This is a genomic window from Psychrosphaera sp. 1_MG-2023 (genome assembly GCF_030548245.1).
Classification (GTDB): Bacteria; Pseudomonadota; Gammaproteobacteria; order Enterobacterales; family Alteromonadaceae; genus Psychrosphaera; species Psychrosphaera algicola.
Window position 1 is genome coordinate 145,543 of the sequence record NZ_JAUORW010000011.1, and the last position, 26,144, is coordinate 171,686.

The 26,144-nt window shown below is 38.2% G+C and carries 26 protein-coding genes; 18 read left to right on the top strand and 8 right to left on the bottom strand.

What is annotated here, in order from left to right; all coding sequences use genetic code 11:
* The first annotated feature begins 126 nt into the window (after positions 1–126).
* Entirely contained in the window at positions 127–1,590 is a 1,464-nt protein-coding gene (locus tag Q4575_RS12100; RefSeq protein ID WP_303523080.1) for a hypothetical protein, read from the top strand.
* Positions 1,591–1,772: 182 nt separating this feature from the next.
* Here the strand turns inward: Q4575_RS12100 and Q4575_RS12105 are convergent, their stop codons facing one another.
* From Q4575_RS12105 to Q4575_RS12115, 3 genes are all read right to left on the bottom strand, one after another.
* Positions 1,773–2,036: a hypothetical protein gene (locus Q4575_RS12105; protein ID WP_303523081.1), complete on the bottom strand. Its 264-nt coding sequence runs from the start codon at positions 2,034–2,036 to the stop codon at positions 1,773–1,775.
* Between the two features lie 42 nt (positions 2,037–2,078).
* Positions 2,079–3,419, bottom strand: a complete 1,341-nt coding sequence (locus tag Q4575_RS12110; protein WP_303523082.1) for a hypothetical protein — start codon at positions 3,417–3,419, stop codon at positions 2,079–2,081.
* Between the two features lie 149 nt (positions 3,420–3,568).
* On the bottom strand, positions 3,569–4,645 hold the full coding sequence (locus Q4575_RS12115) for an AI-2E family transporter (protein WP_215962319.1): 1,077 nt from the start codon (positions 4,643–4,645) through the stop codon (positions 3,569–3,571).
* Positions 4,646–4,973: 328 nt separating this feature from the next.
* Here Q4575_RS12115 and Q4575_RS12120 point away from each other — a divergent pair, with 328 nt between their 5' ends.
* From Q4575_RS12120 to Q4575_RS12140, 5 genes are read left to right on the top strand one after another with little or no spacing between them, the layout of a single operon-like run.
* Complete coding sequence (locus tag Q4575_RS12120; protein ID WP_215962318.1) at positions 4,974–5,648, top strand: hypothetical protein; 675 nt, start codon at positions 4,974–4,976, stop codon at positions 5,646–5,648.
* Between the two features lie 28 nt (positions 5,649–5,676).
* A complete protein-coding gene (locus Q4575_RS12125; RefSeq protein ID WP_303523083.1) occupies positions 5,677–7,143 on the top strand; it encodes a M48 family metalloprotease in 1,467 nt (488 codons plus the stop codon).
* Positions 7,140–7,487, top strand: coding sequence for an arsenate reductase (glutaredoxin) (gene arsC, locus Q4575_RS12130; RefSeq protein ID WP_215962316.1), 348 nt, complete (start codon positions 7,140–7,142; stop codon positions 7,485–7,487). The genes Q4575_RS12125 and arsC overlap by 4 nt, the downstream gene beginning before the upstream one ends.
* Positions 7,488–7,489: 2 nt before the next feature.
* Complete coding sequence (locus Q4575_RS12135; RefSeq protein WP_368393188.1) at positions 7,490–8,059, top strand: hypothetical protein; 570 nt, start codon at positions 7,490–7,492, stop codon at positions 8,057–8,059.
* Positions 8,060–8,068: 9 nt separating this feature from the next.
* Entirely contained in the window at positions 8,069–8,533 is a 465-nt protein-coding gene (locus Q4575_RS12140; protein ID WP_215962315.1) for a DUF2069 domain-containing protein, read from the top strand.
* A gap of 84 nt (positions 8,534–8,617) precedes the next feature.
* Here the strand turns inward: Q4575_RS12140 and Q4575_RS12145 are convergent, their stop codons facing one another.
* Both Q4575_RS12145 and Q4575_RS12150 read right to left on the bottom strand, forming a co-directional pair.
* Complete coding sequence (locus Q4575_RS12145) at positions 8,618–9,013, bottom strand: hypothetical protein (protein ID WP_215962314.1); 396 nt, start codon at positions 9,011–9,013, stop codon at positions 8,618–8,620.
* Between the two features lie 162 nt (positions 9,014–9,175).
* A complete protein-coding gene (locus Q4575_RS12150) occupies positions 9,176–11,398 on the bottom strand; it encodes an NADP-dependent isocitrate dehydrogenase (RefSeq protein WP_303523084.1) in 2,223 nt (740 codons plus the stop codon).
* A 342-nt stretch (positions 11,399–11,740) separates the two neighbouring features.
* On the opposite strand from Q4575_RS12150, the gene Q4575_RS12155 reads away from it, so the two are divergent.
* Positions 11,741–12,343 carry a pseudouridine synthase gene (locus tag Q4575_RS12155; protein WP_272182511.1) on the top strand — a complete coding sequence of 201 codons (603 nt, stop codon included), beginning with the start codon at positions 11,741–11,743 and terminating at the stop codon, positions 12,341–12,343.
* A gap of 213 nt (positions 12,344–12,556) precedes the next feature.
* Here Q4575_RS12155 and Q4575_RS12160 read toward each other — a convergent pair whose 3' ends face one another.
* Positions 12,557–12,700 (bottom strand): hypothetical protein, encoded by a 144-nt coding sequence (locus Q4575_RS12160; protein WP_303523085.1) that lies wholly within the window; start codon positions 12,698–12,700, stop codon positions 12,557–12,559.
* A gap of 92 nt (positions 12,701–12,792) precedes the next feature.
* Here Q4575_RS12160 and Q4575_RS12165 point away from each other — a divergent pair, with 92 nt between their 5' ends.
* A complete protein-coding gene (locus tag Q4575_RS12165; RefSeq protein ID WP_215962311.1) occupies positions 12,793–13,959 on the top strand; it encodes an alpha/beta hydrolase-fold protein in 1,167 nt (388 codons plus the stop codon).
* Between the two features lie 29 nt (positions 13,960–13,988).
* Here Q4575_RS12165 and Q4575_RS12170 read toward each other — a convergent pair whose 3' ends face one another.
* A complete protein-coding gene (locus tag Q4575_RS12170) occupies positions 13,989–14,876 on the bottom strand; it encodes an alpha/beta hydrolase (protein ID WP_303523086.1) in 888 nt (295 codons plus the stop codon).
* Positions 14,877–15,114: 238 nt separating this feature from the next.
* On the opposite strand from Q4575_RS12170, the gene Q4575_RS12175 reads away from it, so the two are divergent.
* The 8 genes from Q4575_RS12175 to Q4575_RS12210 all read left to right on the top strand — a co-directional run bounded on the left by Q4575_RS12175 (position 15,115) and on the right by Q4575_RS12210 (position 23,092).
* Complete coding sequence (locus tag Q4575_RS12175) at positions 15,115–15,669, top strand: GbsR/MarR family transcriptional regulator (protein WP_215962309.1); 555 nt, start codon at positions 15,115–15,117, stop codon at positions 15,667–15,669.
* A gap of 37 nt (positions 15,670–15,706) precedes the next feature.
* The gene (locus Q4575_RS12180) at positions 15,707–17,080 is read left to right on the top strand and encodes a cytochrome ubiquinol oxidase subunit I (RefSeq protein WP_215962308.1); all 1,374 of its coding nucleotides are present in this window, start codon (positions 15,707–15,709) and stop codon (positions 17,078–17,080) included.
* A complete protein-coding gene (gene cydB / locus Q4575_RS12185; protein ID WP_215962307.1) occupies positions 17,073–18,071 on the top strand; it encodes a cytochrome d ubiquinol oxidase subunit II in 999 nt (332 codons plus the stop codon). The genes Q4575_RS12180 and cydB overlap by 8 nt, the downstream gene beginning before the upstream one ends.
* Positions 18,072–18,256: 185 nt before the next feature.
* Positions 18,257–19,372: a tRNA 2-thiouridine(34) synthase MnmA gene (gene mnmA, locus Q4575_RS12190; protein WP_215962306.1), complete on the top strand. Its 1,116-nt coding sequence runs from the start codon at positions 18,257–18,259 to the stop codon at positions 19,370–19,372.
* Positions 19,373–20,011 carry a high frequency lysogenization protein HflD gene (gene hflD, locus Q4575_RS12195; RefSeq protein WP_215962305.1) on the top strand — a complete coding sequence of 213 codons (639 nt, stop codon included), beginning with the start codon at positions 19,373–19,375 and terminating at the stop codon, positions 20,009–20,011.
* A gap of 20 nt (positions 20,012–20,031) precedes the next feature.
* A complete protein-coding gene (gene purB / locus Q4575_RS12200; protein ID WP_215962304.1) occupies positions 20,032–21,402 on the top strand; it encodes an adenylosuccinate lyase in 1,371 nt (456 codons plus the stop codon).
* A gap of 78 nt (positions 21,403–21,480) precedes the next feature.
* Positions 21,481–22,644, top strand: a complete 1,164-nt coding sequence (locus Q4575_RS12205) for a cupin domain-containing protein (protein WP_215962303.1) — start codon at positions 21,481–21,483, stop codon at positions 22,642–22,644.
* Entirely contained in the window at positions 22,628–23,092 is a 465-nt protein-coding gene (locus Q4575_RS12210; RefSeq protein WP_272179840.1) for a GNAT family N-acetyltransferase, read from the top strand. Before Q4575_RS12205 ends, Q4575_RS12210 begins: the two co-directional genes overlap by 17 nt.
* Positions 23,093–23,121: 29 nt before the next feature.
* Here the strand turns inward: Q4575_RS12210 and Q4575_RS12215 are convergent, their stop codons facing one another.
* Positions 23,122–23,553 (bottom strand): DUF4826 family protein, encoded by a 432-nt coding sequence (locus tag Q4575_RS12215; protein WP_272179841.1) that lies wholly within the window; start codon positions 23,551–23,553, stop codon positions 23,122–23,124.
* Between the two features lie 173 nt (positions 23,554–23,726).
* Here Q4575_RS12215 and Q4575_RS12220 point away from each other — a divergent pair, with 173 nt between their 5' ends.
* On the top strand, positions 23,727–24,776 hold the full coding sequence (locus Q4575_RS12220; RefSeq protein WP_215962300.1) for an amino acid dehydrogenase: 1,050 nt from the start codon (positions 23,727–23,729) through the stop codon (positions 24,774–24,776).
* Positions 24,777–25,090: 314 nt separating this feature from the next.
* Positions 25,091–25,972: a PHB depolymerase family esterase gene (locus Q4575_RS12225; protein WP_303523087.1), complete on the top strand. Its 882-nt coding sequence runs from the start codon at positions 25,091–25,093 to the stop codon at positions 25,970–25,972.
* Positions 25,973–26,144 lie beyond the last annotated feature (172 nt).

The window sequence follows — 26,144 nt, forward strand, 5'->3', positions numbered from 1 at the left end:
CAAGAACTTTCGAATATTAAATTTTTAGTATTGCTTGTATTTTATACAGTTGAGATAATCCCATTAAATAAAATAACAATTATATTCGCTTCAGGGATAGTTAAAGCAAGCGAAGGGAGATACCGCATGGCTTTAAAATTAGTATTTACTGAATATTTTGATATTACAGAAACTAAAATGGAACAGCACGGCGCATTAAATATATGCTTGAATGCTGATTTACCATTATTCATAGATCCATTTTTATTATTTGCTTCGGATAAAAAAGAATACAAAATCCAGCACGACAAAATTGTTAATCATCTGATTTCACTAAAAGAAATAGCAAAGAATGACGGTGACAATGCCAACTTATCTTTATTTAAATTTCCTGAAATTAAGCAAAACTGGCTTGGCCTTTGTAAATATGGCAATAACGGTAAGGGATTAGGTGTAAAGTTTGCTAAAGATATAATATCTGCATTTAATGGTTTTTATTCTAACTTTGGAAGTGAGACTGTATCAGATACTTCGCATATTGAAAAATTGACGTTGGTTGGTTCTGGTGTTGGCAAAGATTTTATAAGTGATTTTTCAACAAATCTAATGTTTGAGTTTTTACTTGAGTACACTGAAAGTTTTGCAAAAAAGTACCTAAAACCTCATCAGATTAAAACGTTTAGTGTTAGATGTGTTTACGATGAAGACTTAATGGTTTGGAAACCTAGAGAATTTGAACTTCCGTTTTTCTTTCTTGAAGAAAATGGTGATTTTATTTTATTAACACCGATGGATATTCTTACCAAGGACGAGGCTTTTATTTGCCACAATGATTTAGTAGGAAATTTCAGAAACGTAGCCAACTCAATTGGAAATTATTCATTAAGAGAGTCAGTAAATGCTTATTTTCAAAAAACACTTCCTGTTTTGCCGAAGAAAAAAGACATTGAACTAGCTGTATCAAAAACAATAAACCAATACCCTGAGATATTGGATTATTACATTAGAAAAAAGGAATTAGAAAAAGATAAGTCCAAAAAGATATCTAGTGAAAAATTAGACCAGTTAAAGAATGAACTAATAAAAACGTTAGGTGATTTTACAAAGATAATATTGGAAGAAAGTGAATTTTTTAACACCAGACCAACAAGCTATGATGAGTCGTTGAAGCGTGCTAATTACCTTAAGGATGTTATAGAGAATAATGACGGTTATAGGGTTTTTTATCACAAAGGAAAAGCTATAGCTTCAGAAGATACTGTTCAAAGAATTTTTAGGTTAACTTGGTATGCGACCCCTTTTGATGTCAATGCAGAAGTTAACAATGGAAGAGGACCTGCTGATTATAAGATTTCTCATGGTAGCGGAGATTCAACTATTGTTGAATTTAAGCTCGCTAAGTCCACTTCATTGAAAAAAAACTTGGAGAATCAGACAGTAATATATAAAAAAGCATCAAAATCAATTAATGATATTAAAGTTATACTTTGCTATACGAAATTTGAAATCGGTAAGGTAAACAGAATATTAAAAAAGATTGATCAAGAAGGGGCTGAAAATATAGTTATCATTGACGCATCTCCTAAGGTTTCAGCTTCCGTTGCCGGCTAGTTCAATTATTTATATTTTTCAAAATAAATAATCTTTTCAATGTCTACAGGCCCTTTTGCTAAACCCAGTCTCATAGCTGGGGTTTTCTTATGTTTTTTTGAAGCATCACAATAATTATAAAAAACACGATATATATCCGCTAACTTTTGGTACATGGCTGGATTGTATATGCTATACCCATTTCATGTTCTGCGCTTATTGGTGGCTAACTGAAAAGGTCTTTCAAAAATATTAACCCTACGTCTTAGTTTTTGAAAAAATCTGTCTATAGCGTGCAGAGAGCCTTTACGGTACAAATTTACTTGGTGTTCAATATCAAATCGGTCGATATTGGTAAATGAAGAAATGCTTTTACACGGCTCTCCCATAAATGGCGTTGGACTAGTGACCCAAGCGTCCGTAACACCTTCAGGTTGATATGGTGACTCAATGCTTTCAATTATCATGTCATTAACAACTCGGTGTCGTTGTTGATGCGTCAGAGAGTCTTAAGGAATACCACAGAATTTTTCAATATTATCTTTGGCTTTTTTGACTGCTATACGCTTTTCGTCAACGGTCATTTCTTTTTCCATATTAACTAAGAAACCGTCACACTTACCTTCTAAGATTTCTTCCTTAAATACTGCCAGAAACCACGTTTTCATCCCCATGTCTAAATCGAGGTAAAGCCTCGTCATTTTGGTATTTTGAATAAGTTTTTTAACCAAGTAAAAGTGAGCAATCATCGTGTATTCATTATGAATTTCCATACCCTTTACTGGAAGGTCGGTTTCTTTAACTAAAGTTTCAGATGATAGCAATTCATCATCATAGACCTCGTTAGCCTTGTTTTTGATGTATTCCTTTTGAGATCCAGAAAACTTTCGTCCTTGTTTAGCTCTCTCTTTTTTAGATTTTTCAAAATCGCTCTTTAACCAAAGCCTAGTGTAACGTCGATTGAACGGTAATTGCTCTTCATCACCAATATCTAAAGCTTTTTCTTGAATTTCTAAAGGGTCCATATCGGGATCATAATTAAAGTTAAAGGCAAATATATAGTCCGACGTAAGATCCGCAGTGCCTATGCCATAGAACTCGCAATTCTTTTTGTTTTTTCTATTGGTCCAATTACTTTTCGTAACTATTCTGTCGGTACAAAGATATAACCTGTCAAAATTCTTTGATTCATAAAGCTTTCGTTTTTTATCAGCAATAAATACTAAGCATTGGCGATGAATAAAGTTGATCCTTCGATAGATCGCCCCCATGCTCATATCAAGCGTAAACTCAATTATTTGTAATGGAGATTTAGCCACTAAAAGTTTGAAAAATGTTTTGTCTAATTCAGTTTTGTCATGCGGTCTATCTATAGGTCTTCCTGTAAATGTCTTGCCACAGGTTTTACATATAAATCTAGGCACGCCACTAGCTGTATTGCCTTTCTTTCTAATTTTGTAATATCCAGTTTCATGAGATGGACATTCGATTTTGTCGCATATAGAGCCGGGGATGACTAAATAGGAACTTAAACGCTGATATTCTTCATATGCAGCTAAGTTGCTCTTCAAAGAGAAATAAACCTGATTTCGTTTGTTAGGTAAATTACTGAGGATTTCACCTTGCCGACACTTAATTGAAGTGCCAGTTGCCATATAGAAGGGGTCTGATTCACGGACTTGACGATTTAATTTATTTTTATTATCTTCTTTGTACAAATCAGTCTGAAGCGCCATCTCAGGGGTCAGGCCAAAGTTCTTACATCTAGTAAACTTACAACAATTTACCTGAATTCCTTTAAACTCTGCTGGTATCCGTGGCGGTTTTACTTGGCAAGATTTTTTGCTCATAAAAAAGTGCTACACTGACTGAATGCACAGTAGTATAGCACTTGTTTGACCTTTACTAGCGTTTAGGGACACGTATCTGTATCAGCTTGGCTTAGCTTCCTTTTTTTTATATGCAACGCATGGGTTTGATTTTAACAGCAAATGATAGGTTACTGCTCCGCGCACTCTGTAGTCTCAGGCAATTTTTTAACACTCCAAGCATTAATTAGGGCCTTGACCAAAGATGCCAATGGTATTGCGAAAAACACGCCCCAAAACCCCCATAATCCGCCAAAGAACAGCACGGCTATAATGATATAAACGGGATTCAAATCTACAGCTTCTGAAAATAATAATGGTACTAATAGATTCCCATCTAATGTTTGAATAATACCGTAGGCAATCATGACGTAATAAAAGTCAGGTGTTAAACCAAACTGAAATAGCGCAACGCCGACAACTGGTATGGTTACTACAGCTGCACCAATATATGGTATGAGTACCGAGAGTCCCACCAACAAACCGAGAACCGCTGCGTACCTTAATTCCATAATCGCAAAAGCAATAAAAGTACTTCCACCGACAATAAACAATTCAATCATCTTACCTCGGATGTAATTGATTATTTGTTGATTCATTTCACTGGTGACTTGGGTAATAAGTGTCCGTTCCGCTGGGATCAAACTATCTATGCCTGCAATTAGCGATGTTTTGTCTTTAAGCATAAAAAACACCATTAATGGCACCAGAATTAAATAAATTAGAATCGCGACTATGTCATTTAAACTCGACATCGCTGTGGTCAGTGACGATTCGAGAAAACTAATAAACTTTCCGTCAACATTGGCCATGACATTATTTACTAAGTCTTTATCAAGGTTTGGGTATTGCGCTGGAAGTGAATGAATATAGCCTTTTACTTCAGACATCATCTCCGGCAATTCTTTTATTAACCCGATGCTTTGTTTCCAAATAACTGGGATTGCCATAAAAAACATCGTAGCCATAAATCCGACAAATCCGGCAATGACAATTGTCGTACTGATATTACGATTAACCCCTAACATACTGACTTTTTTAACCGGCCACTCAAGTAAAAACGCAAAAACGGCGGCGACAAGTACCGGTGTTAACAATTTGCCAAACCATGCAAATAGAAATCCGATTAAGGCGACGGCTATTGCTAATGTAACGGCATTTGGATCGGAAAAATTCTTTCTATACCACTGCTTGAAAACTTGAAACACGATATTTCCTTTTCTATTTAACATTGTTTATAAATTCACTTTAACTAAGGTGCTATTATCTTCCGAATGCAAGACAAATGTAATGTTTTGTTTTTCAAGGTAACGAATAAAATTATACAGAGTAGTCTTGTCATCTAACAAATATTCTTTTGTTTTATCGCGTAATAAACTTTGTTTTGCTTTAACAAAACCCAAGGGGCAATTTAAACCTCGGCCGTCAAATCTTAAACACATCAAAAATCCATAAAAAATAATTTCAATTCAGACTTCAATAATTTATCACAATCATTGATACTTGAGTGAATAATCCATAAAAAAACGGAATGCAATGGGCCTTTATCCACATAAATACGGTTTAGCAGATGATTGCACTATCAAAGAAGTTAATGCGTTTAAAAAACAAAGTAATTGGGGAGAAATGCCCGCTTTTTTTAGCCTAGTCTCAAATTCCATTGCTGAAGTTGAAGGATATATGTCATACGGCTTCGATAATGCCTATAAAACAATAATTGACCGTAAAAACTGGAATTACGATAAACTCGGTCGATTACCTAACGTGAACCCACATTCGTTAGAATTGCATGCGCCATTAACTAAACCTAAATTATGTATATTGCATGTATTTTCTGAAATTGGTTATGAACTTTTAGCGTTTCCATACGTCAATGGTAAGGTCGTTGACGAATATATTAGTGGTGATCCAAATATGGACTTTCACGTATGGAATCCTACAACTATGAAATATTTAGTTCGGATAAATCAATTGCACAAATTCATCGCCTTTACGATTAAAAATGGTGACGATGCGGATATGGCGTTAATAATTCATGCGCATATTGTCGTTACCCGTATAATTGAAAAGTTACATCGCGATTTTGAAATTGTTGGCGAAAAAGGCACAGACATTAAAGCCGCATTTGCCAGCCAAAACATCAACCCTAACTTGCCTCCTGAAGAAGCAATTATTGCAGCACAAATGGAAAATGAATCATCATCAAAATAACCAGCAAACCAAAGAGCGCAATTAATTTATGAGTTCTCTAAAATCCTGTTTTTACGGTATTATTTTCACCTTCGGTTTGGTTTTTACCGCCCAGTCATTTGCCACAAGCAATGAACTTCCGGATCTTGGACAATCAGCGCTTACCGTACTTAGTATTGAAAAAGAAATACGTTTGGGAGAACTCATCTACAATGAGTTACGGGGCCAGTCTGGAGTCATTAGCGATCCACTAATTAGTGAGTATATAAATTCACTTGGGAATCGACTTGTTGCACACTCACAGGACGTCAAATTTCCCTTTACTTTTTTTACAATTAACAGTTCAGATATAAATGCATTTGCATTTTATGGTGGCCATATAGGCGTACATTCGGGGCTTATTACTGCAGCCGATTCTGAAAGTGAGCTAGCCTCCGTTTTGGCGCACGAAATTGCTCACGTGACACAACGTCATTTAGCTCGTCGGCAACAAGCCGCTGCGGCTCAATCACCTCTAACATTAGCTGGTATACTCGGCTCGTTACTAATGGCAATGGTCAGCCCAGAAGCCATGATTGCTTCTATGATGGCGACCACAGCAGGTAGTCAACAATCCATGATTAATTACACGCGAGGTAATGAACAAGAAGCGGATAACATTGGAATGAATGTACTAGCCACTGCCGGTTACGACCCCTATGCTGCAAGTGATTTTTTTGCAAAACTTCAGGATAAAGTTCGCTTCAAAACCGCACTGCCTGCGTTTTTAGTGACCCATCCACTACCCGACTCTCGCGTTACCGATGCTCGCCTTCGAGCCCATCAATATGAGAAGAAGTTTTATCCCGATTCACTTGAATTTTTAATGGTAAAACATAGATTATTGGCACGTTTTAGTGGCAACAATCCCGATCTTATTGCCATACTCGAAGATAAAGTTAAAAAATCCCAAGGAAACCGCTTATTTGCAGCGAGTTATGGCTTGGCGTTAGCTTATTTAGACAACAAACAATACGCCGAAGCAGAAAAGTTACTAAATAAATTAGAGCAACAAGCTCCTGGAAACCTATATTTATTGGATAGTTTCTCAGACTTACATAATGCCAAGGGGACCTCTGAAGAATATATACCGGCACTGGCTGAGGCTTTTAAATTTCGCCCTAACAATTCGGTAGTCACACTAAATTATGCAAGTGTCCTTATCGAAAGTAAAAAGTATGATGAGGCTATTCAATTACTCGAATATTATTTGTTAGCCAAGCCAAATGACTTTCTTGCAACACAAATATTAAGAACGGCGTACAAAAAAATTAATAATATGGCAAAATACCACGCCACAAGCGCAGAATATTTTGCATTAATGTCAAATTATACGGCAGCGATACAAGCTACTGACCGAGCACTCACTTTTTTACCTGAGGTGAACCGCTCTGAAATTAGTCGACTAGAGGCATTAAAACGAAGTTATCGTGAGCGCTCTAAATACATAATGGAAATTAAAGGAAAAAAACGATGAGTTTGGTCATTTATCATAACCCTCGATGCTCAAAGAGCCGACAAACACTTGAACTTGTTCAACAAAAGTCAAACGACATCGAAGTCATCGAATACCTAAAAACACCACCTAGTGCCGAAGAGTTAACGGCAATCATTGCTATGTTGGGTATTTCAGCTCGAACGCTAATCCGCACAAAAGAAACTGAATATAAGACGTCAGGGCTTGAAGACAAATCACTCACTGACCAACAAGTTATTGAACTTATGGTAAACAATCCAAAAGTCATCGAACGACCTATCGTTGTTGCCAACGGCAAAGCAGCAATAGGCAGACCTCCTGAAAACGTTTTGGATATTTTATAATAGTGACAACCCCCTACCTGCTCGTCTTATATTATTCCAGACACGGTTCTGTATTGAATATGGCAAAAGCAATTGCCAAGGGTTCTGAATCTATGGGATTAGAAGCTCGAATACGTACTGTAAATGACAGTAATGAACAGCCATCTGTTTTTCCCGATGTGACATTAGATGACTTAAAACATTGCTCTGCGTTAGCCTTAGGCAGCCCCTGTCGATTTGGTCAGATGGCTGTGCCATTACAAGCATTTCTTCAGCAAACGTCAACACAATGGCTCTCTGGTGATTTAATCGATAAACCAGCAAGCGTGTTTACGAGTAGCTCTAGTATGCACGGCGGTAACGAGTCAACTCTATTATCAATGTCTTTACCTTTATTGCATCATGGTATGTTATTGCTCGGAGTTCCGTATTCTGAGCCCGCATTACATAACACTGACGCAGGGGGCAGTCCATATGGTCCAAGTCATGTTTCAGGGCTAAAATCTGATACCACATTAACAGCAGACGAAAAGGCCATTTGTTTTACATTAGGAAAACGATTAGCCACCACAGCATTAAAACTCAACTCATAAGAATCTGATATGCAAAAATTTGACAATAGTGAACACGCGTTCAAAACAGCGCCTATGGCGAGTTTTGTGCGAAAACTAAAATTAATGGGAGTTACGGGATACCTAGGCTTAGTCGCCTATTACCCTATGTTATTTTTTGTGCTCGACCCGAACGCCAACAATTTGGCCTATATCACCCTCGTTTTATTTTGGTTACCTATGTTAACGGCTATTCCAGGTTTACTTAAAGGCAACCCATATACCTATGCCTGGAGCAACTTTGTCATCATGTGGTGTTATATCCATGGTTTGACGGCAATATGGACATTTGAAGGGCCAAAGATTTTTATAGCGATTGAATTATTGCTTTTGACTCTCGGATTTATAGGTAATACATATTTTGCACGTTACCGAGGTAGAGAACTTGGAATGGCATTGCCTAAAATCAAAGAGCTTAAAGAAGCTGAAAAACAGGCTTTTGAAAAGAAAATATAATGATTTGATATTTAAACATTTAAATATCAATAAAAAAATGCGCTATACCTTGAGGTTTAGCGCATTTTTTATAAAACAGTATTCTTAGTTTAATGCAGATAAAAGATTTGAATCTAATCCATTTTCAACGATACCAATAACCGCTTTACAATGTTCAACTGAAAACTCACCTTCCGCAATTTGTGCATTAAGCTTTGCACGACTGCGCTCAATTGTATTTGAAATAGCGTCTTTGTCGCTTTTATCAATCTTCAAGCTACTAATTTTTTTATCCAGTTTTTCATAATGAGGATATAATTTGCTTTCTGATTGGTACGCAGCTGCGCGAACTGACGGGTGGTAATCTTCACAACCATTTAAGTTAACTAAAAAGAAGTTTAAGTAACTTGAAACTGAAATCAATTTCAAACTTTGACTATCAGCAGCTTGTGCGCCAAACGCTAAACTCGCAGCCAAAAGACAAGCAGTCAATTTTTTCATAATTATTCTCTACGCTATTATTATTATATCTATGCACAGACTTTAATCACAAACGTATTGTAATTCAATGAACATTCGATATATTTTCGTAAATAATTGAAAAAAAAAGCCGGAACCTAAGTTCCAGCTTTTCTAAATCGAATATTTTGTTAATTCAAAGAACTAAGCAATTAAATCCATTGCAGAATTAAACGTCGCACTAGGACGCATTGCCGCAAAGCCTTTTTCATCAGACGGCTTATAATAACCACCGATGTCCATGCTTGAACCTTGTACTTTATTCAACTCATCAACAATTTTAGCTTCATTATCAGTCAAGAATTTTGCCACTGCACTAAACTTACTTTGCAACTCTGCATCAGCTGTTTGTGCTGCAAGTTCTTGAGCCCAGTATGTCGCTAGATAAAAATGTGAACCACGGTTATCAAGCTCATTCACTTTACGTGAAGGCGACTTGTTATTATCTAAAAACGTCGCAGTTGCTTTATCTAATGTATCCGCTAAAACTTGCGCTTTAGGATTATCATTAGTATTTGCTAAATGCTCATACGATGCAGCCAGTGCTAAAAACTCACCAAGAGAATCCCAACGTAAGTGGTTTTCTTTTTCGAACTGCTGAACGTGTTTTGGTGCAGAACCACCAGCGCCTGTTTCAAACAAACCACCGCCATTCATTAGTGGAACAATTGAAAGCATTTTAGCAGACGTACCTAATTCTAAGATTGGGAATAAATCGGTTAGGTAGTCACGCAAAACGTTACCAGTTACAGAAATAGTATCTTCACCTTTCTTCACACGGTCTAATGTAAAACGAGTCGCGTCTTCTGGAGATAAAATACGTAAATCTAAGCCGTCAGTATCGTGATCTTTTAAGTACAAATTAACTTTATTAATGATTTGCGCGTCATGTGCACGAGCTTCGTTTAACCAAAATACGGCTGGCATTCCAGATAAACGAGAGCGGTTAACCGCTAATTTTACCCAGTCTTGGATAGGTGCGTCTTTAACTTGACACATGCGGTAAATATCACCCGCTTCAACATTGTGTTCAAATACAAGATTACCGTCTTGGTCAGTTACTTTAACTGTACCCGTTGAACCAACTTCAAACGTTTTATCGTGAGAACCGTATTCTTCAGCTTTTTGAGCCATAAGACCAACGTTAGGAACAGTACCCATAGTTGATGGATCAAAAGCACCATTTTCAATACAGAATGAAATCGTTTCTTGGTAAACACCCGCATAACAACGGTCAGGAATTACCGCTTTCATGTCTTGTAATTTACCTTCTGCATTCCACATTTGACCTGAAGAACGAATTGCAGCAGGCATAGAAGCGTCAATGATAACGTCTGAAGGTACGTGTAAGTTAGTGATACCTTTATCTGAATCAACCATTGCGATTGCTGGGTTATTTTCATAAACCGCAGCAATGTCCGCTTTGATTTGAGCTTGAGTTGCCTCGTCCAATGACGCAAGTTTTGCTTCAACATCACCAAAACCGTTATTTACGTCAACGCCTAATTTTGCAAATGTTTCACCGTGTTTCGCAAAAACGTCTTTATAAAATGCTTTAACGATATGACCAAAAATAATTGGATCAGACACTTTCATCATTGTCGCTTTTAGATGAGCGGAGAACAAAACACCAGACGCTTTAGCATCTGCAATTTCTGCAGTTAAAAATTCTTGCAGTTTTTTAACACTTAAAAACGTGCCGTCGACAATCTCTTTCGCTAATACAGGAATAGACTCTTTTAAAACAGTGACGGAACCGTCTGTTGCGACAAGCTCGACTTTCAATGAACCGTCATTAGCAATTGTTGCTGATTTTTCATTTTCGAAAAAATCGCCATCTTTCATATGTGCAACATGTGATTTTGAATCTTTCGACCAAGCCCCCATCGAGTGTGGGTTTTTCTTAGCATATTGCTTAACAGCGCCTGGTGCTCTGCGGTCCGAGTTACCTTCACGTAAAACAGGATTTACCGCTGAACCTAATACTTTAGAATAGCGAGCACGGACATCTTGCTCTTGCTCTGTTTTTGGCTCTTCTGGAAATTCAGGTAATTTATAACCTTTCGCTTGAAGTTCTTTAATTACCGCTTTCAACTGAGGAATAGATGCTGAAATATTTGGCAATTTGATAATGTTTGCTTCAGGCGTTTTTGCAACTTGACCTAAATAGGCAAGTTCGTCTTCAATTCGTTGGTCTTCTGGCAAATATTCTGCAAAATTAGCGATGATACGGCCCGCAAGTGAAATGTCGCGAGTTTCTACGTCTATACCAGCAGTCGCACTAAATGCTTCTACAACTGGTAAGAAAGAATAAGTCGCCAAAGCCGGCGCTTCATCTGTTTTTGTATAGATGATTTTAGATGTCATTGATTTTCCCTACATTTTTTGCAGTCGAGTGTCGGTCGCAAAATTTCGGACGACTAATCCGTTTTGTTGTGTTTAAACTACAAAACAACTGAGACCGACAAGTTTAACAGTATGAAAATCGTTCAATATTTGTTCAATACTCAACGAAATCAATTTTAGTCTGAAATTTGGGTGTGAATACTATAAAATACTGGCCATTAATGAAAGAGTTTTATCAGATTAGGTGTTATGTATTTTTCTAATAAGTCCGACACAAGAAATATAAAGAAACCTGCCAAGGGTGTTATCCGTAAAGCATCTTCGGGAAATAAAAGTAAAAAACCAAACCAATTTGGTGCAACTATGGCTCGGCGGAAAACAACCAAACCTAGTAATGCATCAACCAAGGTTGAGCCGACAACAACTAAAATAATATTGTTTAACAAACCTTTTAATGTGCTGACCCAATTTACCGATGCTGATGGCCGTGAAACCCTAAAAAATTATATCGATATACCCGCGGTATATCCGGCGGGAAGATTAGATAGAGACAGTGAAGGCTTGCTTGTTTTAACCAATAACGGAAAATTGCAAAATAAAATCTCCAGTCCTAAATTTAAAACAACCAAATGCTATTGGGTACAGGTCGAAAACATTCCAAATGATGAAAAATTACAACAATTGCGTGATGGCGTAGAGCTTAAAGATGGCTTAACTAAACCCGCCGAAATTAGGATAATTGCGCAACCTGAACTAGTAGGGCCAAGAAATCCACCAATCAGAGAGCGGCAATCAATACCAACATGTTGGTTAGAAATCACCATTAGTGAAGGTAGAAATCGTCAAGTCAGGCGAATGACCGCTCATATTGGACACCCTACGCTAAGGTTAATTCGATATCGTGTTGGAAACTGGACGTTGGACGGTATTGAAACAGGTACATTCAATGTTATTGAACAAAAGTAATACCGTTTTCGGTTTGGTATTCCACTTTATTTTATGCGGTTTTAAAAATATGTTGTAAATACGATCAACGGCTCCAAAAAAGAGAACGTACAAAAATATTGAGACTAGAAATATTGAGGCTAAATAAAACTGATTAAAAGCATGATTAGCAACGACATTTAGAATGTCCATGCCCAAGGCACTCTCATCCAAATAATATGATGCCTCCGCTCTTCAAATATCGTTAACTAAATCAGGTACAGCACCAACACAAGTCCCACCTTCGTAAAAAAATTTAGGTTGGTAATTGCGGCAATGCGCTGTAAATTCGGCAACAACAGCAAGATTGTTGGGTAAAAGTGCAATTACAAAAGCCAATCAGTGGCCAATTTGTCATTCTTACTGTATTGATAACGTGTTGGATACGTTCCAATGCAAATCATTTTTTCAGAACTAAACACGGAATTAATATGCGATTTTTTAAGGCTACTTGTTTATTCATTTTGAGCTTAACTAACATTTTTGCGGTTCATGCGAATGAAGAATCGGTACATTATGAAGTTTTCTTTTCGAAACAATTAAACGAAGAGCGCAGAATACTAGTTAAGTTACCCAAAGACTATTTTTCAAATACTGAAAAAACATACCCAGTTATTTATCTGCCGGGGTCAAAAGATGACTTGTCATTGTTGACAGGTTTGCTAAGCAGGCTTGTCGAACAAAAAGCGGCGCCTGAAGTCATAATTGCCGTCATTGAAAACACAGACAGGACTAGAGACTTAACACCAACGGTAAACCAAGATCCTAGAGGCCCTGTCGGACAAGGGGGTGGTGGCGACAAATACCTCAATTTTGTTGAAATGGAATTGATCCCGCGCATGGATAAAACTTACCGAACACATGATTATCGAATTTTCTCTGGTTCGTCTATTGGTGGGCTTTTGGTCATACACGCTTTGCACAGCAGACCTCACCTATTCCAAGCGCATTTAGCGTTTAGCCCAGCGGTTTGGTGGGGCGCGAGAACAACCGTACAAGAGGCTAAAAAATTCATATCCAAAACAAAACACTTTGATAACTATTTATATATGAACATCGGCGAAGAAGGTGGGGAAATGCGCGAAGTTTACGATGACTTTCATTCATTTTTGCAAAATAACAAACCCTCTGATTTAAAATTGGTTACCGATGTTTTTCCAAATGTGGCACATGCTTTAACCACCCCAGCAGGGTTATTTAATGCTTATCACAGCTTGTTTTTACCTATGCAGATGCCAATGAGCGCATATATCGGAAATCCAACTTCTATTGACCTATATTACAAGCGCCTATCGTCACAGTGGGGCATCGTCACGATACCACCAGAGGCAAATGTCAGGCAAATTGGCTATAACCTCATTAACCAGCAAAAATTTGAATCCGCTATTGAAGTATTTAAACACAATATTAAACTTCACCCTGATTCCGCAGATGCACAATACGGGTTAGCCTATGGTTATGAAATGAATGGCAACCTACAAGCAGCCCTGAAACAAGCCAATATCGCTTTAGAGGTGGTTGATAAAGAACATCCATATTTCAGTTTTTTTGTAAATGCGCAAGCAAGACTCAGCTCAGAAGTTGCTAAACCTAAATAGATAACACAATAAAAGTACAGTAAACTTAACTACCTTGGTTGAATTTGTTCTACAAATGCGTGTTTTTTGAAAAACGCCATAGAAGCTTTAAACACAGCTTTTGCTTGTTTGGGACGAGAATGACTTAAGCTATGTTCACCCCCCTCGACTTCGATGTATTCAAATTCATGACCGCTGTTTTTTAATTCAAGTGCAAAATCTCGTGTCATTTGTACAGGTACAACATTGTCTGCCGTACCATGGACGAGGAAAAAAGGTGGGTCTAGTTTATCTAGATACGTTATTGGTGAAATGGCTGCGAGTGCAACCTGTTTATCTATTTGTTCGCTGTTGGCAAAGCGCTCAACTAATACAAAATCTTGGTACTCCTTGCGCCTAAAGTCGGCAAGACTTCCTGAATACGCAATAACAGCTCGTACCGACGCATCATAGTTTGGGTAAATGCCATGATCATCAAATCCTTCTGCATTCCCTGTTACCCCAACCATAGTTGCTAAATAGCCACCCGCTGATATTCCGCTGACAATGATCCGGTTTGGATCTAGGTTGAACGCTTCTGAATGTGCCTTTAAAAAACGAATTGCAGACTTTACATCTTCAATAGCCGCAGGAAAACGATACTCAGGTGCAAGTCGATACATTACGCTTGCTGCAACAACGCCACGTTTTGCCATCTTTTCTAGGTGTTTGTTAAATTTACTTTTATCCCCCTTGATTAACCCGCCGCCATGAATAAACACCATTACTGGAGATAGCGTCTTATTTTGCCGCGCTGGCAAAGCAATATTTATACGCAGTATTAGGCCATCGACCTTGCCGATGGGGATATCCGTTGTAAGGCCCGCAGACAAATTTTCAAGTGGAAGACTAAATGAACTTGAACTTATAAAAATCAATGAAATCATGAATAAACGCATGGGACTCCTACAAATTTAACGGGTTTAAATTTTTAGCTGAAAACAGAACACCTGCGAGTCAATCTACCTTAAGGGTGATTTAAGTTAAAACCTAGTTAAAAGAGAGATTAGCACTTAATACCGCACGATTTTATCTTTACAAAGTTAAATATTTTGTTGATTTAGATCAATAAACAATTTAAAGTTTCAGAAATTACTGAACACTCAAAAACTACAAAACAAAAATAGGCACATTGACATGAGAATGACATCTAAAATCGAAGCATTTGTAATGCATTGTGGTGAAATGGGCAGTCGTTGGGGCTTTAATCGTACTATTGGTCAAATGGTCGGGTTGCTTGTCATAAACGAATCACCACTCACAGCAAATGACATTTCCGAAACCCTGAACATTTCTCGAGGCAATGTCTCTATGGGGATAAAAGAGTTGCAGTCGTGGCGATTAATTAAAACCCATCATATTCCCGGTGATCGAAAAGACTATTATGCTCCGGACGGATCTATTTGGGACCTTGCTACTCGCGTATTTGAAGAGAGACGAAAACGTGAAATGGACCCGACATTATCGTTACTAAGAACCGTAATGTTAGAAGAACCAGCCAACCAGCAAGAACAATTCGCACAGGAAAAGATGTTTGAAATCCACGAATTGCTGGAAACCGTGACTGTTTGGGCAAACGAACTTCAAACAATGAAACCGGATAATCTAAAAACGTTAATGAAACTCGGAGCCGGAGTCGGCAAAGTTTTAGATATGAAAGACAAAATTCTTAATAACAAAGTCGCAAAATAACTAAACAAGTCAATTCTTCTACCTAGGAGTATACGCCATGATTGATGTCGAGATTTTGTCGCGCATTCAATTTGCAATAAACATTAGTTTTCATATTTTATTTCCAACGATCACTATTGCGATGTGTTGGTTTTTAGTGTTTTTTAAAATACGATTTGATCAAACCGGCGATCCAGTCTGGATGAGAGCTTACCGATTTTGGGTCAAAATATTTGCCTTAACGTTTGCATTAGGTGTGGTTAGTGGCATTACCATGTCGTTTCAGTTTGGAACCAATTGGCCCGGATTTATGGAGCGGGTTGGTAATGTTGCCGGACCTTTATTAGGTTATGAAGTATTAACGGCATTTTTCCTCGAAGCGACGTTTTTAGGCATTATGTTATTTGGCATAAAGCGGGTGTCTGCTCGTGTACATACGCTCGCCACCTGTATTGTTGCCTTTGGCACCACAATGTCAGCATTTTGGATCTTGTCGCTTAATTCTTGGATGCAGACTCCTCAAGGACACAAAATTGTCGATGGTATTGTCTATCCAGTTAATTGGATGGAAATCATCTTTAACCCTTCATTTCCATTTCGATTTTTTCATGTGTTATTGGCTTCCGCTATCACAGCGTCATTTTTAATTGCAGGGATCAGCGCCTATAGGATCAAACGCGGTGATACCAAAAGAGCGCCGTTACTCACGTTTAAAATAGCGGTTATTGCAGCGATGTTACTAACACCCATTCAAGCATTTGTTGGGGATTTACATGGCTTAAATACGTTGGAGAATCAGCCACAAAAAGTAGCTGCAATGGAAGGCGTTTGGGAAACGACAGAAGGGGCTCCTCTTTTGTTGTTTGCTATACCTGACGAAAAAAACAGAACAAATAAATTTGAAATAGGGATCCCAAACTTAGCCAGTCTTATCTTAACCCACGATAAAAATGGCGAAATAAAGGGTCTTAACGAATTTGGAGAAAACCACCCTCCTGTTTTACCTGTATTTTTCAGTTTTCGTGTCATGGTTGGCATGGGTCTACTCATGATATTGGTTTCTTGGTTAGCCGGAAGTTATATCCTTCGCAAAAAAGCAGTCCCCAACTGGTTAACAACGACCTTTGTATGTATGAGTTTTAGCGGTTGGATAGCGACACTTGCTGGCTGGTATGTGACTGAAATAGGCCGTCAACCTTATATCGTTTCAGGCATTCTAAAAGTAAGTGAAGCTGTGACTGACTTGCCTACTGCACATGTTACAACAAGTTTGACTTTATATATTTTAACTTATGTGGGACTACTCGCGGCTTATCTACATACCATTTTTGTTATGGCTCGACGTGCGGTCGAAATAGAAGAAATAGACATAAGTGAGACTATTGTTTTAAAACAGCCGGCGTCAAATACATTGGAGAATCAGCATGTTTGATCAACATACCCTTGCCATAATTTACGTATGCTTAATGGGCCTCTCCGTAATCTTGTATGCAATTTTGGATGGTTACGACTTAGGAGTTGGCATGTTATTACCGTTAGATAACCAGTCAGAATCTGACATTATGGTCGCGAGTATTGGCCCATTTTGGGATGCTAACGAAACCTGGTTAGTTTTAGCGATTGGCTTACTATTAATCGCCTTTCCACAGGCACATAGCTTGATATTAAAGGAATTGTATATACCCGCTTCTGTTATGTTAATTGGGCTCATACTCAGAGGCGTGGCATTCGATTTTAGAGCTAAGGCTTCGTTTGGCCACAAACCTTCATGGGACAAAGCGTTCAAATTTGGTTCTTTTATCGCCGCGCTGTCACAGGGATTTATGTTAGGACTATTTGTTACGGGTTTCGACAAAAGTTTAGTCGGATACAGTTTTGCTATATTAAGTGCTTTAGGGGTTTGTGCGGCCTATTGCTTTATCGGTGCTATGTGGCTAACCATGAAGGCTGAAGGCGAGCTACAAATACGATCCATTAAAAACGGCAAAAAGATGCTTATCGTAACCTTTATCGGTGTAATTGCAGTATCGTTAACCAACTTAGCTTTAAATCCACAAATCTATTTAAAGTGGTTTACTTGGCCAAACTCAATATTTTTGGTCCCTATCCCGGTAATTTGTACCATTTTATTTGTTTTAACTTATATGTATCTGAAACACCTACAAAAATTTAAAGACCAGTTCCCAGGTCTGCCGTTTATCATGACAGCGCTCATATTTGTATTTAGCTTTGCGGGTTTAGGTTACAGTTTTTTCCCGTATATCGTACCTCAACACCTCACTATATGGGAAACAGTGGCGGCGCCAGAATCTTTGAACTTCTTATTATATGGTGCAATCGTTGTTGTACCAACGATATTAGCGTACACAGCTTATTCTTATCGAGTATTTTGGGGGAAAGTGCAAGAACTTAGGTATTATTAAGCTATAACGTAAATTCCCCTTAATATCAGGCTGGCTGAGTTCTCTCCAGCCTTTTATGATCGCTTTTCCACTAAATAAATATTGCTAATCAATAACAAAATTAACACCCCAAGCGATACATTTTTAATGTCAGCTGTGGTAAAATCCGCGCCAATTTTAAGCGTATAGGTTTTTTGTCCCAATTCATGTCTGAAAGTTTCTCTGAGAATTCGACTAAAAAAGTCATCGTAGGTATGTCTGGCGGCGTAGATTCGTCGGTTTCTGCGTATTTATTGCAAAAGCAAGGTTATCAAGTTGAAGGCCTTTTCATGAAAAATTGGGAAGAAGACGACGACTCAGAATATTGTTCTGCTGCTGAAGATCTTAAAGATGCGCAGGCAGTATGCGACAAACTTGGCATTGAACTGCATACCGTTAACTTTGCGTCAGAATACTGGGATAATGTTTTTGAGCATTTCTTAGAAGAATACAAGTCGGGTCGAACACCAAACCCTGACATTATGTGCAATAAAGAAATTAAGTTTAAAGCGTTTTTGCAATTTTCCGCAGAAATTTTATCTGCTGACTATATTGCAACTGGCCATTACGTCAGACGGACAGCGGATGACAACAATGCCCAAATGTTACGTGGACTTGATTCTAACAAAGATCAAAGTTACTTCTTATACGCCGTAAATCAGGCACAAATAGGACAAACCTTATTCCCTGTTGGCGAGCTAGAAAAACCAGAAGTTAGACGTATTGCTGAAGAACAAGGTTTAATAACAGCAGATAAGAAAGACTCGACTGGCATTTGTTTTATCGGTGAACGCAAGTTTAAAGACTTCTTACAACAATACTTACCAGCGCAACCAGGTGACATTGAAACACCTGAGGGCGAAGTCATCGGTCAACACGAAGGGTTAATGTATCATACGTTAGGTCAACGAAAAGGCCTGCTAATTGGCGGTTTGAAGGAATTTAAAGATCAACCTTGGTTTGTTGTCGATAAAGACGTCGAGAGAAACGTGCTTATCGTTGGTCAAGGTAAAAACCACCCTTTGCTGTTTTCTAATGGACTACACGCATCACAATTAAATTGGGTCGATAGCAAAGGTCCACAGGTCGAATCTAGGTTAACCGTTAAAACAAGATACCGCCAAGATGATATCGAATGTACCGTTTTCCCTGATTTGGAAAATGGCACGATTAAAGTGATATTTGATTCACCTCAACGAGCGGTAACGCCGGGGCAATCAGCAGTATTTTACGATGGTGAAGTGTGTTTAGGTGGCGGGATCATTGAGAGTTATATTCGATAAATGATGGAACAATCGCAGCGCGCCCAAACAATCGCATTATCGGCCGTTTGCCTGTCGGCTCAGTTAATTCAACTATTGGCCAAAGGCAAACCTTACGATAAAACTAACTTTAATGCGCTTTTAAGCGGCATTATGATCACCTCACCTAAGACTGTATTTGATGTATATCCGTCTATTGTTGAGCTAAGTGATGGTTGCGACCTGCTCGTCCATCAATTGTCAGGACAAACAACAACACGCGACGTAGAAGTTACGCGCTATGTTGCAGGTATAATGTCTTTGGCAAAAAAATTATTAAAATCAAATTCAGCACTAAATCAATTGACAACATCACTTGAAAACGTTGAACGCCGTTTAGAACATTTTGAATTAACCTCGCCTTCTGTTGTGCAAAACTTTGCAGACAGTTATCGCGAAATTATCAGTCCAATCGGGCAAAAAATTCAAATCATTGGCAATCCAGACATATTAAAACAACCGGACATTCAAAATAAAGTCCGAGCCTTGTTATTAGCAGGCGTACGCGCCGCTGTTTTATGGCGTCAACTAGGCGGCCAAAGAAGACACTTTTTATTGAATCGCAAACGCATATTGCAAGACGCACTATCGTTTAAAAATGAATTAACATCCATTAGTTAGGAATAGAGGAAAGCAACGTCATGCAACTATCTGCACTTACTGCAATCTCACCAGTTGACGGCCGTTACGGCAATAAAACTGAAGAATTACGTCCAATTTTCAGTGAATTTGGTCTGGTAAAATACCGTGTTATCGTTGAAGTACGTTGGTTACAAAAATTAGCGAAAACGGCTGCAATCCAGGAAGTACCTGAATTTTCTGCAGAAGCTAATGCTCTTTTAGATGCAATCGTTGATAACTTTTCAGAGGCCGATGCGCAGCGTGTTAAAGATATTGAAGCTACAACAAATCACGATGTAAAAGCCGTTGAATACTTTTTAAAAGAAAAGGTTGCTGACAATGCAGAATTAACTGCAGTTAACGAGTTTATTCATTTTGCTTGTACCTCTGAAGACATAAACAACCTTTCACATGGTTTAATGTTATCTGCTGCTCGCAAAGACGTTGTTTTGCCATACTGTGACAAAATTTTGTCTGAGTTAAAACGCTTAGCAAACGAATACAAATCTATGCCGATGATGTGTCGTACACATGGTCAACCGGCAACACCATCTACTATGGGTAAAGAGATGGCAAACGTTTATGTTCGACTACAACGTCAACGTGAACAAATTGCTAACGTTGAGATGTTAGGAAAAATTAATGGTGCTGTTGGTAACTACAATGCGCACATTTCTGCTTACCCAGAACATGACTGGCATCAACACGCTGAAGAGTTTGTAACCTCACTTGGTTTAACCTTTAATGCGTTTACTACCCAAATTGAACCACATGACTACATCGCTGAAATCTTTGACGCAATGGCGCGCTTTAACACGATATTAATCGATTTTGATCGTGATATCTGGGGTTACATTGCAATGGGTCACTTTAAGCAAAAAACCATAGCAGGCGAAATCGGCTCTTCAACAATGCCTCACAAAGTTAACCCAATAGACTTTGAAAACTCTGAAGGTAACTTAGGAATTGCTAATGCTATTTACGGTCACCTAGCAACAAAATTGCCAATCTCGCGCTGGCAACGTGATTTGACTGACTCTACAGTACTACGTACTTTAGGTGTTGGTGTTGCACATTCAATTATTGCTTATCAAGCCACGTTAAAAGGCATTAGCAAATTAGAAGTTAATGCTCAAAGTTTGCTTGATGAATTAGACAATAACTGGGAATTGTTAGCAGAGCCAATTCAAACCGTTATGCGTCGTTACGGTATTGAAAAACCTTACGAAAAATTAAAAGACCTAACTCGTGGTAAAAAAGTTAACCAACAAGTTATGGCTGAATTTATCGATGGTTTAGACCTTTCAGATAGTGTTAAAGCTGAACTTAAGTTATTAACACCGGCAAACTACATCGGCCGTGCTGTCGCATTTATCGACGAATTAAACTAAGTTTATATTCGTAAAAAGAGCCAGTCTATTGACTGGCTTTTTTATTGCCCATCATCCTACAAATTAAGAAGTCACTTTATGAATATCAATTGGCAAACTATTTCAAAAGAAACATTTTTGAAAGACTATTGGCAAAAAAAACCAATATTACTAAAAAATGCATTACCAAATTTTCCATCACCAATTGCACCCGATGAAGTGGCTGGCTTAGCGATGGAATCCTTTATTGACTCTAGAGTAATAACCAACTCAGATAACAACTGGAAAGTTGCACAGGGGCCTTTTGAGGACTTTAGTCAATTTGGTGAACGTTGCTGGAGCTTGTTGGTACAAGGCGTCGACAATTGGTTTGACTCTGTTGATGAACTTAAATCTATGGTTAATTTCATTCCAAAATGGCGAATTGACGATGTTATGATCTCGTTCTCTACACCAGGCGGAGGGGTTGGTCCCCACTTTGATCAATATGATGTTTTTATCGTTCAGGGTATAGGGAAACGACAATGGCAAGTTGGAGCGGTAAATAAAGAAATAGAACACATTGAAGCGGCAACCGACCTGCTCCACGTACCGGCTTTTGAACCGATAATTGACGCAACCGTTACCAATGGTGACATTTTATATATTCCCCCTTTCTCACCTCATCAAGGCGAAACAATAGAAAGCGCTCTTGCTTACAGCATTGGATTTAGAGCGCCTTCGAGTCAAGAATTGCTAAGTGGTATTGCCGATCATATCATTGATCAAAACCTTGGATTAGACCGCTTCACTGACACGGTTATTAACAACGACACCTCTGGTTTTGGATTATCTCCTGCAAACATTACCCAATTGCAAAAACAGGTACTAGACCTAGTCGGTGACAAGGCTCAATTTGAACATTATTTATTAACTCGACTTACCGCAGCGACGCGAGAGTTGAATGTAGAACCCCTCGCGGAACGAATCCCAGCAGATTATGGTAACGAATTATTTAATAGCGAAATTGAAATTCAAAAAGTGCTTGGTGTTAAACTCGCAATTTCCAGCGACGAGGAAAATTTGACTTTATTCTGTGATGGTGAAAATTACCCGCTGAGTTCTCAACAAGTTGAATTTGCGAATAAATTAATTTCCTGCTCATCAAGCGAGACATTAATATTAAAAAAACATGATTTTTGTATAGAAAATAGCCAACTTATTACTACACTTATTAATTACGGCTATTTTTTTATATTGGATGAACATGAGTTACAAGGTTAATAACGTTAATTGGCGTAGAGAAACCGATTATATCGAGGAGATAAAAGAAGTACGAAATAAGGTTTTTATTTGCGAACACAGAATTCCTGAAACGGAAGAGTTTGATAACAACGACATAAATTGTGAACACGTATTAGTTAGAAACGAAGACGATAAAGCGGTAGCAACTGGACGTATTTGTGAAAATGGGAAAATTAGTCGTATTGCTGTTTTGATGAAATATAGGAACACCAACGCTGCACAAAAGGTAATCCAACAATTGTTGTCTATTGCGCATAGGAAAGGGATCAATCAAGTTACCATAGATGCAGAACTTGATAACGTAAGTTATTTTACTAATCAAGGATTCAAACCTGTTGGAGGTGTTTATATGGAAACAGGGCTACCCAAGCAAACGTTAAGCTGTTCGGTAAATAGCTTTGTTTGCCCTCATGGAATATTGCACTAAAAACCTAAGGCTTCTAGTGCAAAAATGGCCTAACCCCAAAAGCTTTCTATTTCAAAAATTTGATAAAGTCTATCTGCACAAAAGTTAGTATCTGCAGCTTCCTGTTTTAGCTGTTCGATTACCGCTTCATCAGTTTCAACCTGTTGTTTTGTCACGAGTTGTTCGACTTCAATTTGCCAACGTAATGCAAAAGACCGCGCAGCTTCACGTGCCGAATTTGCCGCAGACACAGGGAGAAAGTCATGTTTAATTTCTCCACATACAACCCAAAATTGGTTGCCGTCAGTTGATTTTAGTTTCCAGAATGCAATGACAGGCGGTAAATAACGACTGTCTTTAGTATCAACAGACTCGGTAATGATCCCGTTTTGCGCTAATATTTTAGTCGCTTCTTGATATGATGCTTTGCACCACTGATTAATTTCTTCTTCAGTTAAGGTATTTGTTTTATTTTCAGACATTTTATTTATTCGCTATTTTTTCAAGACTGTACTAATTAATTAGTTAGGCTACAAGCGCTAATTTATTTACACTTCAAACTGGTCGCACCAGAAGTGGCTTTTTCTAAATACTGGTAGAGAAAAAGCAGCTTTGGTAGAGTCCTGCTGATCATATCTATATTACTGGAGCAGTTGTGTCTGTATTTTCTCAAGTCGAATTTGACAACCATGAACAGGTTGTTTTCTGTTCAGATCAGGAAACGGGATTAAAAGCAATTATCGCCGTTCATAATACTAATTGTGGGCCGGCTGTTGGTGGCTGTCGTTTTTGGAATTACGCCTCAGATGAAGACGCGTTAATTGACGTACTTCGTTTATCAAAAGGCATGACGTACAAAAATGCGTTAGCTGGATTAAACTTTGGTGGCGGTAAAGCTGTTATTATAGGTGATCCTAAAAAGTTAAAGTCTGAAGCCTTATTTAAAGCCTTTGGCCATAAACTTAATAACATGAATGGTACCTACTATTCTGCTGAAGACGTAAATATTACAACAGCCGATATTATGCAAGCCCATAGTGTGACAGATTATGTTGTTGGATTAGAGGGCCAAAGTGGAAACCCTGCGCCGTTTACAGCGCTTGGAACCTATCTCGGCATCAAAGCCGCTGCAAAACATAAGTTTGGTTCTGATAACCTTGAAGGATTAACGCTATCAGTTCAGGGTTTAGGTTCAGTAGGTATGTATTTATGTGAACGTTTACACAATGATGGTGCCAAGCTTATTGTAACTGACATAAACAATGACTCAATTGATTACGCTGTTACGCATTACGCTGCAACAGCGGTTGGTTTAAATGACATTTATGCTGTGGATGCAGACATCTATGTTCCGTGTGCACTCGGTGCGACCGTTAACGACGACACGATACCGCAATTTAAAGTAAAAATTATTGCTGGTTGTGCAAACAATCAGTTAGCAAAACCACATCATGGCGATGCGCTGAAAGATAAGGGAATTTTATATGCCCCTGATTATGCAATTAATGCTGGCGGCATAATTAATATCTTTTTTGAGCAAGATGAAGATGGTTATAGTGCAGAAAAAGCGACAGCCAAGGTTCACGAAATTTACGATACCTTGTTAGAAATTTTTCAACGTGCTGACAATGAAAACCGCCCTACACATGAAATAGCAGATATTATGGCGCAGGAAATTATCGCCAAAGGCGGAAAGTACAAATAATATTTGTTTAAACGCCTCAATTTAAAAGCCGCTTTTTAGCGGCTTTTTACTCTCTCCTATACTTATCCCACAACAGTCAGTTTGGCTAACATCTATTTATACTTAAAAGGAAAAAGTTCAGCACCGGCCTACTAATAAACGTATCTAATATTAGAATTTTATAACAAGTTAAACAGACATGGAACTAACCAAACGGCCTGCAATCCCCTTATTAACAGACCATTACAATTCCATTACAAAATCATAGCCGCTTCTTTATTGAGTAAACCTTGCAAAGTGACAAGCTAATGTTTCCACAAATAATGAGAAGTAAAATGAATAGATACGTATCAACATCAAATATTTTAATGTTATTTCTACTGATATATCTACTTTCTGGTTGTAGTAGCGACAGTTCAACAAAACCCATTGATACTGTAGAGGCAACAATTCAATGTTCGGGAGTTACAATTCCTGAGAATATGGATTGTATTACTCTGGAGAGCCGTGACATTACTGTATATGCACCGGATTTACCAATTAAAGGTATTGCAATATTATTACATGGCGCTCCGGGAAGCCCAAAAAAAGTGAACACGATTTTTAATTCAAAGTTACTTGGTGACACTCAAAATTTACTTGTAGCAACACCACAAGGGATCAATAGATTCTGGGGGTGGGACAGTGTAAACGACACAGAAAATAAATTAGGTGATGTTAACTTTTTAAGTAGTGTCATAGACCAATTGAAAATCGAATATAACATCACGAGCGACATTGTGTATTTTTTAGGGTATTCCGCTGGCGGTTTTATGACTTATAAACTTGCCTGTACTATCCCTGAAAAAATCACTGGAATCGTGGCACTAGCAGGTCAGTTTCGTGGAGAGTTTGAAAAATGCTCTACTGCAACACCCGTTGCCATACACCATATCCATAGTTATATAGATAGTGAAGTTCCAATAATAGGTCGAGAATTAGGACGGATAAGATCTGTCGACGAAACCATAGCGCACTGGCAGTTAAAGAACGGTTGCAGTAATACTTTTGAAACAATTCAACAGGCTAAAGTAACTGCAGTTAGCAATGGAACAACAACTCAAGTATGGCAAGATTGTTCTAAACCTGTAACCTTTTCAGAAATTGACAATGTTCCTCATACCTCAAATTATGACTCGGTTGCCCTACTTGAAATCTATGGCTGGATATTTAATTAAACTCAAAATTCTAGCAATGGAGTCGCAATCTCCCTAGTGCCAAATACAGAGGAGGTTCATAGATCGCTTTAAATTGGCTCATGATTTCAGGACATAAAACGTCCTCTGCATATTGAAGGAGATCTCAAATATCGCTTCGCGATTTTGAGATGACGAGTTTTTCTGGCAGTAA

What these genes read in the sequence shown, in the direction of transcription:
- Q4575_RS12100 (WP_303523080.1), top strand. Translation starts at nt 127, where the DNA reads ATGGCTTTAAAATTAGTATTTACTGAATATTTTGATATTACAGAAACT.
- Q4575_RS12105 (WP_303523081.1), bottom strand. Translation starts at nt 2,036, where the DNA reads ATGATAATTGAAAGCATTGAGTCACCATATCAACCTGAAGGTGTTACG.
- Q4575_RS12110 (WP_303523082.1), bottom strand. Translation starts at nt 3,419, where the DNA reads ATGAGCAAAAAATCTTGCCAAGTAAAACCGCCACGGATACCAGCAGAG.
- Q4575_RS12120 (WP_215962318.1), top strand. Translation starts at nt 4,974, where the DNA reads ATGGGCCTTTATCCACATAAATACGGTTTAGCAGATGATTGCACTATC.
- Q4575_RS12125 (WP_303523083.1), top strand. Translation starts at nt 5,677, where the DNA reads ATGAGTTCTCTAAAATCCTGTTTTTACGGTATTATTTTCACCTTCGGT.
- arsC (WP_215962316.1), top strand. Translation starts at nt 7,140, where the DNA reads ATGAGTTTGGTCATTTATCATAACCCTCGATGCTCAAAGAGCCGACAA.
- Q4575_RS12140 (WP_215962315.1), top strand. Translation starts at nt 8,069, where the DNA reads ATGCAAAAATTTGACAATAGTGAACACGCGTTCAAAACAGCGCCTATG.
- Q4575_RS12145 (WP_215962314.1), bottom strand. Translation starts at nt 9,013, where the DNA reads ATGAAAAAATTGACTGCTTGTCTTTTGGCTGCGAGTTTAGCGTTTGGC.
- Q4575_RS12150 (WP_303523084.1), bottom strand. Translation starts at nt 11,398, where the DNA reads ATGACATCTAAAATCATCTATACAAAAACAGATGAAGCGCCGGCTTTG.
- Q4575_RS12155 (WP_272182511.1), top strand. Translation starts at nt 11,741, where the DNA reads ATGGCTCGGCGGAAAACAACCAAACCTAGTAATGCATCAACCAAGGTT.
- Q4575_RS12165 (WP_215962311.1), top strand. Translation starts at nt 12,793, where the DNA reads ATGCGATTTTTTAAGGCTACTTGTTTATTCATTTTGAGCTTAACTAAC.
- Q4575_RS12170 (WP_303523086.1), bottom strand. Translation starts at nt 14,876, where the DNA reads ATGCGTTTATTCATGATTTCATTGATTTTTATAAGTTCAAGTTCATTT.
- Q4575_RS12175 (WP_215962309.1), top strand. Translation starts at nt 15,115, where the DNA reads ATGAGAATGACATCTAAAATCGAAGCATTTGTAATGCATTGTGGTGAA.
- Q4575_RS12180 (WP_215962308.1), top strand. Translation starts at nt 15,707, where the DNA reads ATGATTGATGTCGAGATTTTGTCGCGCATTCAATTTGCAATAAACATT.
- cydB (WP_215962307.1), top strand. Translation starts at nt 17,073, where the DNA reads ATGTTTGATCAACATACCCTTGCCATAATTTACGTATGCTTAATGGGC.
- mnmA (WP_215962306.1), top strand. Translation starts at nt 18,257, where the DNA reads ATGTCTGAAAGTTTCTCTGAGAATTCGACTAAAAAAGTCATCGTAGGT.
- hflD (WP_215962305.1), top strand. Translation starts at nt 19,373, where the DNA reads ATGATGGAACAATCGCAGCGCGCCCAAACAATCGCATTATCGGCCGTT.
- purB (WP_215962304.1), top strand. Translation starts at nt 20,032, where the DNA reads ATGCAACTATCTGCACTTACTGCAATCTCACCAGTTGACGGCCGTTAC.
- Q4575_RS12205 (WP_215962303.1), top strand. Translation starts at nt 21,481, where the DNA reads ATGAATATCAATTGGCAAACTATTTCAAAAGAAACATTTTTGAAAGAC.
- Q4575_RS12210 (WP_272179840.1), top strand. Translation starts at nt 22,628, where the DNA reads ATGAGTTACAAGGTTAATAACGTTAATTGGCGTAGAGAAACCGATTAT.
- Q4575_RS12215 (WP_272179841.1), bottom strand. Translation starts at nt 23,553, where the DNA reads ATGTCTGAAAATAAAACAAATACCTTAACTGAAGAAGAAATTAATCAG.
- Q4575_RS12225 (WP_303523087.1), top strand. Translation starts at nt 25,091, where the DNA reads ATGAATAGATACGTATCAACATCAAATATTTTAATGTTATTTCTACTG.